This window comes from Clostridium sp. (genome assembly GCF_051656525.1).
GTDB lineage: Bacteria > Bacillota > Clostridia > Clostridiales > Clostridiaceae > Clostridium.
The window spans coordinates 1-5,320 of sequence record NZ_JBOGCC010000388.1; the positions used below are offsets into that span (position 1 = coordinate 1).

Consider the following 5,320-nt stretch of genomic DNA (forward strand, 5'->3'; position numbering starts at 1 on the left):
AACCTGCTTTTTCCATAACATCTACAAAGTGAACAGCTTCACCAAGCCATAAACCAGTAGGTACTTCAGCATTTTCGTATTTAGATACATTTGTAACAACAACTAATATTTTTTTCATTTGTAACATCTCCTAAAATTTATTTTTTGTATTTAGTTAAATTAAATTTATTTTTTTCATATTTAGTTTAACCAAATTTGTTTAAAAATATTTTGATATTTATCTGTTGAATTTAGTATATAACTTAAAGTATACTTTAAGGCAAGGGAATAAATTTAAAAAAAATATAAATAAATTATGAAATAAAAAATAGAAATGAAAGAAGATGGTTTTATGTATCAAATAAAAGAGATTGCAGAAATAACAAATGTACCACAATCAAAAATTAGATATTATGAAAAAGAAGGCGTACTTCCTACGTTTGAAAGAGATAGAAATAATATTAGGGTATTTAGTGATAAAGATGTGGAACTTATAAACCTAGTTAAGTGCTTAAGAACTATAGGAATGCCAATGAAAGGTATAAAGCAAAATATAATGTTATTATTAGATAAGAAAAGTGATTTAACAGCAAGGGATATATTAATAGAACATAGAGATAAGCTAGAAGATCAAAAAAATGAAATTCAAAGATATATAGATGATATAAACACAAAGCTAGAAAATTAAAATTTTCTAGCTTTAAATAGATTGGAGCATAATATGTATTTAAAGCTAGAGTTAGAGAAATAAAAAAATTAAAGAGTAAGAGCCTGTGGAAAACTATTTTAAAACTTAAAAATAAATCTTGAGATATAGAAACATATTCATTTGAGGGGAAATGAATATGTTTTTATGCTATTTTATATAGTTTTTTTCAAATAAACATACTCATTTAGGACTAAATGAATATGTTTATGATAATAATTTAAATATATTAAGAAGGAGGAATTTAAAAATGATTTCTTTTGAAAATAATAGGTTAAGTAATTTAGCATTACCTATGAATATAGTAAGATTATTGACAACTATAAATGAGTATAAGGGAAAGCAAGATTTATATAAAAAGCAATCACCACAAATTTTGAAAACACTTAAAGATGTATCAATTATACAAAGTACGGAATCGTCTAACAGAATTGAAGGGATTTATACATCTAATAAAAGACTGCATGAGTTAATGAATAATAAGGTTGAGCCAAAAGATAGAAGTGAGAGTGAGATTGCAGGATATAGGGATGTATTAAATACTATTCATAGTGCTTCTGAGGCAATTCCAATAAGGTCAAATATATTATTACAATTACACAGAGATTTATATAAATATTCTTCTTTTAGGGGTGGAAATTATAAGAATACTGATAATATAATTGAAGAAATTTTACCTGATGGAACTAGTTATATTAGATTTAAATCCATAGATGCATTTAGTACACCAAGTTATATGGAAAGGCTTTGTGAAGAGTATAGAAGAGAAGTAGCAAAAGAGGAAGTAGAACCTTTAATATTAATAGCTACTTTTATATTAGATTTTCTTTGTATTCATCCATTTAATGATGGTAATGGAAGAATGTCTAGGCTATTAACTTTATTGCTTTTATATCAAAATGGATTTGAAGTAGGAAGGTTTATTAGTTTAGAAAAGATAATTGAAGAGAGTAAGGAGACTTATTATGAAGCATTAAATAAATCATCAATGTTATGGCATGATGGAAAAAATAATATTTTAATATGGATTGAATATTTCCTTGGAGTAATTGTAAATGCATATAAAGAGTTAGAAAATAGAGTTGGATATATTGAGAATACTAAAGGAAGTAAAAGTGAGAGAGTGGAAAAAGCTATAGAAGGAAAGCTTGGATATTTTACTAAAAATGAAATAAGAAATATATGTCCTGATGTAGCTGAATCAACTATAAGTAGAGTATTTGAAAAGTTAAAAGAAGAAGGTCAAATACAAAGCGTTGGAAAAGGTAGAAATGCAAAATGGAAAAAAATATAAATACAATAGAATATTCTATTGTATTCATACCTATAGTGTAATACAATATAGGTATGAAATTTTTTTAATTAAGCTATGTTGTGATGCAATGTAGAAAAGTTGGTGAATGAGATGATAAATAAAACGCAGTTAATGAAGGGGATTATGGAGGGAGTTATTTTAAAGATAATATCTATGGAAGAAACTTATGGATATGAGATATATAGAAAACTTCAGGATTATGGCTTTGAAGAGTTTGCAGAAGGATCTTTATATCCACTTCTTTTAAGGCTTGAAAAGAATAAGCTTATAAAGTCTGAGAAGAAGAAATCACCTTTTGGACCAGATAGGAAATATTATAGTTTAACTGAAGATGGTGAGAATGAGGTTAAAGAATTTAAAGAAGCTTGGGAAACGATTGATTTAAGTATCAAAAAACTATGGGAGATTTAAAAAGGGGAGAAGAATATGGGATTAAAAAAGAGGTTAGATGGTGAGTATCTAGATGTTTATAATGAAATTATGATAGAGCTTGAGGTAGAGGAGATAAATGCCTTATATAGGGAAGAAGTGAGAAATGATATATTAGATATGTTTTTATCAGCACAGGATGAAAAAGCATCAGTGAGAGAGTTAGTAGGTTCTGATACTAGGGTATTTATTGAAGATATCTTAAAAAGCTTAGAAAAAGGTAATGAGAGCTTATTGAGATTTGGACAATCACTTGCTATATTTTTAATCGGAATAGGCGGAATTGCATTAACGAGAATAAAGGGAGGAGTCCTAGAATTTACTGTAGATATATTATTTTTAGCTGTAGTAATGTTATTAGGTGCAACCTTAGGAAGAGCATTTTCTAAAAAGAATAGGATTGGAAAAGAGAGAAGAAGAGAAAAGAGAAAAATTGAATGGACATTTAATATAGGGATGATAGGTGTAAGTGCATTAATAGTAGGGTTTTTTAATATAAACTTACCTATATTATTTACAGTTAATTCGCCATATATTTTTGTAATAGGTTTTTTAGTAATAGGGTTAATTTTATCAATGACAATAGATATAATATCAAAATAAGACAAAGACTCAAGATAATGAAAAATTATTTTGAGTTTTTTTGTTTATAAGGTCTTCTACAAAACGGTCAATAGGATTATAATTATACCAATTAATGGAATTATTAAGGCGTAGATTTATAGAAATTATAAATTTTTTTAAGAGCAATACTTATAAAGGGGAGAGTATTTAAGTGGAGATAATTAAAATAAAAAATCTTACAAAGGATTATGGAAATAACAAGGGGATTTTCAATGTTAACCTCCAAATTAAAAAAGGAGAGGTGTTTGGGTTTTTAGGACCTAATGGTGCAGGAAAGACAACGACTATAAGACATCTAATGGGATTTATACATCAAGATACAGGAGAGTGTACTATAAATGAAATGGATTGCTCAAAAGAGTGCGACAGGGTACAAAAGATTTTAGGATATCTTCCTGGTGAAATTGCATTTATGGATGATATGACAGGCATGGAGTTTATCCATTTTGTCGCAGATTTAAAAGGGATAAAAAATTTCGACAGGGCAAAAGAATTAATTGAAAAGTTTGAACTTAATCCGACAGGTAAGATAAAGAAAATGTCGAAAGGAATGAAACAAAAAATAGGGATAATATGTGCATTTATGGGAAGTCCAGAGGTTCTTATATTAGATGAACCCACAAGTGGATTAGACCCATTAATGCAGAATAAATTCATAGAACTTATATTAGAAGAGAAGGAAAAGGGAAGAACTATCTTTATGTCGTCACATATTTTTGATGAGATTGAAAAGTGTTGCGACAGAACAGCTATAATAAAAGATGGAAAAGTTGTCGCAATAGAAAGCGTGAAAGAATTGTCGCGATCTAAAAGTAAACATTATATTGTCACATTCGAAAAAGAAGATGCGACAAGAAGGTTTGAGACAGAGAAATTTAAAATAGAAAGATTAAATAGTGACACTTTAAGCGTGTTAGTAGAAGGAGATATAAATCTATTTATAAATACATTGAGTAAATATGAAGTTAAAAGTTTAGATGTAAAAACTCAAAGCCTAGAAGAGCTATTTATGCATTTCTATGGAGGTAAAGAAAATGATTAGTGGAACGCTTTTTAAGAAAGAAATAAAATCAAATTATAAGATAATACTAATATTTCTAGCGGTTTTAACGATGTATTCAACCAGCATTGTATATATGTATGAGCCATCTACTATAAATATTTTTGAAGAAATGGCAAAGAGTATGCCAGAGATGATGAAGGCTTTTGGAATGGATGCAGTTGTTACTAATCTTACAGAGTATGTCGCAAATTATTTGTATGGATTTATACTTTTAATGTTTCCTATAATATGTACCATAATTTTAGGAAATAAATTAATCATGTCGTACATCGATAAAGGGCCTATGGCATATTTGTTAGCGACAGGAAATAAAAGAATTAAAATAGTATTGACGCAAGCGTTGTTCATGTGCGTCGCGACAGCTGTATTAATTGCTTATGCGACAGCTTTGATTATAATATTAAGCAGTATGTCACATCCGAATAGTTTAGATATAGAAAAGTTTATTATGCTAAATATAGTACTCTACTTCTTGCAAATAGGGATAAGTTCAATATGTTTCTTTGCAGCATGTATAAGTAATAGTTCAAAGACTTACTTTATGATAGGCGCAGGTGTACCAGTTTTATTTTACCTGATGCAAGCAATGTCTAATATGGGCGACAAGTTAGAAGGATTAAAGTACCTGACGCTATTTACTGTATTTAATCCGACAGATATAATTAAAGGAGAAGGTGTCGGAATAGCGATTTTAATACTTGTTTCTGTCGCGATATTGTTCTTTGGTGTCGGAACATATATATTTTCAAAAAGGGATTTATCATTATAGAATAAAAAAGGATTGTGTATATGCGACACAATCCTTTTTTATTAAGAAATCTTAAAATTTTCATGACATATTTCTTTTATAAGAGAAAGTATATTAGAATTTATATAAAAAGATATAGAAATAAGGAAAGTGTGAGATAGATGAAGAAAATATTAGAGGATTATAAAGAAGTGATAAAAAAGCTTCCATTAAAGAATAAATATGATAAGGAAGAGTTATTAATAGATGACTTACTTGTAGAGAAAGAGGGAAATATTGAGATATATTATGCACCTCATAATGAATATTTAAATAAGAAAGCAAAGGTATTTATTGTTGGAATAACACCAGGATTTCAGCAAATGTCTATGGCAATTTCTACAGCAAGAGCTGGCTTTGAAGAAAATAAGAGCATTGAAGAAATTCAATATGACTGTAAAAAAGAAGCAAGGTTTA

6 protein-coding genes and 1 pseudogene are annotated in these 5,320 nt (G+C 28.2%); all 7 read left to right on the forward strand.

Annotation, left to right across the window (positions count from 1 at the left end; translation table 11 throughout):
• Positions 1-331: 331 nt before the first annotated feature.
• Positions 332-667, forward strand: coding sequence for a MerR family transcriptional regulator (locus ACRDDY_RS18865; protein WP_438566453.1), 336 nt, complete (start codon positions 332-334; stop codon positions 665-667).
• A gap of 268 nt (positions 668-935) precedes the next feature.
• Complete coding sequence (locus ACRDDY_RS18870; protein ID WP_438566454.1) at positions 936-1,979, forward strand: Fic family protein; 1,044 nt, start codon at positions 936-938, stop codon at positions 1,977-1,979.
• Positions 1,980-2,090: 111 nt separating this feature from the next.
• Entirely contained in the window at positions 2,091-2,411 is a 321-nt protein-coding gene (locus tag ACRDDY_RS18875; RefSeq protein ID WP_438566455.1) for a PadR family transcriptional regulator, read from the forward strand.
• 15 nt (positions 2,412-2,426) lie between these two features.
• Positions 2,427-3,032, forward strand: a complete 606-nt coding sequence (locus ACRDDY_RS18880; RefSeq protein WP_438566456.1) for a hypothetical protein — start codon at positions 2,427-2,429, stop codon at positions 3,030-3,032.
• Positions 3,033-3,204: 172 nt separating this feature from the next.
• Positions 3,205-4,095, forward strand: a complete 891-nt coding sequence (locus ACRDDY_RS18885; protein WP_438566457.1) for an ABC transporter ATP-binding protein — start codon at positions 3,205-3,207, stop codon at positions 4,093-4,095.
• Positions 4,088-4,885, forward strand: coding sequence for an ABC transporter permease subunit (locus ACRDDY_RS18890; RefSeq protein ID WP_438566458.1), 798 nt, complete (start codon positions 4,088-4,090; stop codon positions 4,883-4,885). The genes ACRDDY_RS18885 and ACRDDY_RS18890 overlap by 8 nt, the downstream gene beginning before the upstream one ends.
• A 140-nt stretch (positions 4,886-5,025) precedes the next feature.
• Positions 5,026-5,320 (forward strand): annotated as a pseudogene (locus tag ACRDDY_RS18895) (hypothetical protein); the annotation flags it as partial.

Coding starts and splice junctions, on each gene's coding strand:
- ACRDDY_RS18865 (WP_438566453.1), top strand. CDS start 332: ATGTATCAAATAAAAGAGATTGCAGAAATAACAAATGTACCACAATCA.
- ACRDDY_RS18870 (WP_438566454.1), top strand. CDS start 936: ATGATTTCTTTTGAAAATAATAGGTTAAGTAATTTAGCATTACCTATG.
- ACRDDY_RS18875 (WP_438566455.1), top strand. CDS start 2,091: ATGATAAATAAAACGCAGTTAATGAAGGGGATTATGGAGGGAGTTATT.
- ACRDDY_RS18890 (WP_438566458.1), top strand. CDS start 4,088: ATGATTAGTGGAACGCTTTTTAAGAAAGAAATAAAATCAAATTATAAG.
- ACRDDY_RS18880 (WP_438566456.1), top strand. CDS start 2,427: ATGGGATTAAAAAAGAGGTTAGATGGTGAGTATCTAGATGTTTATAAT.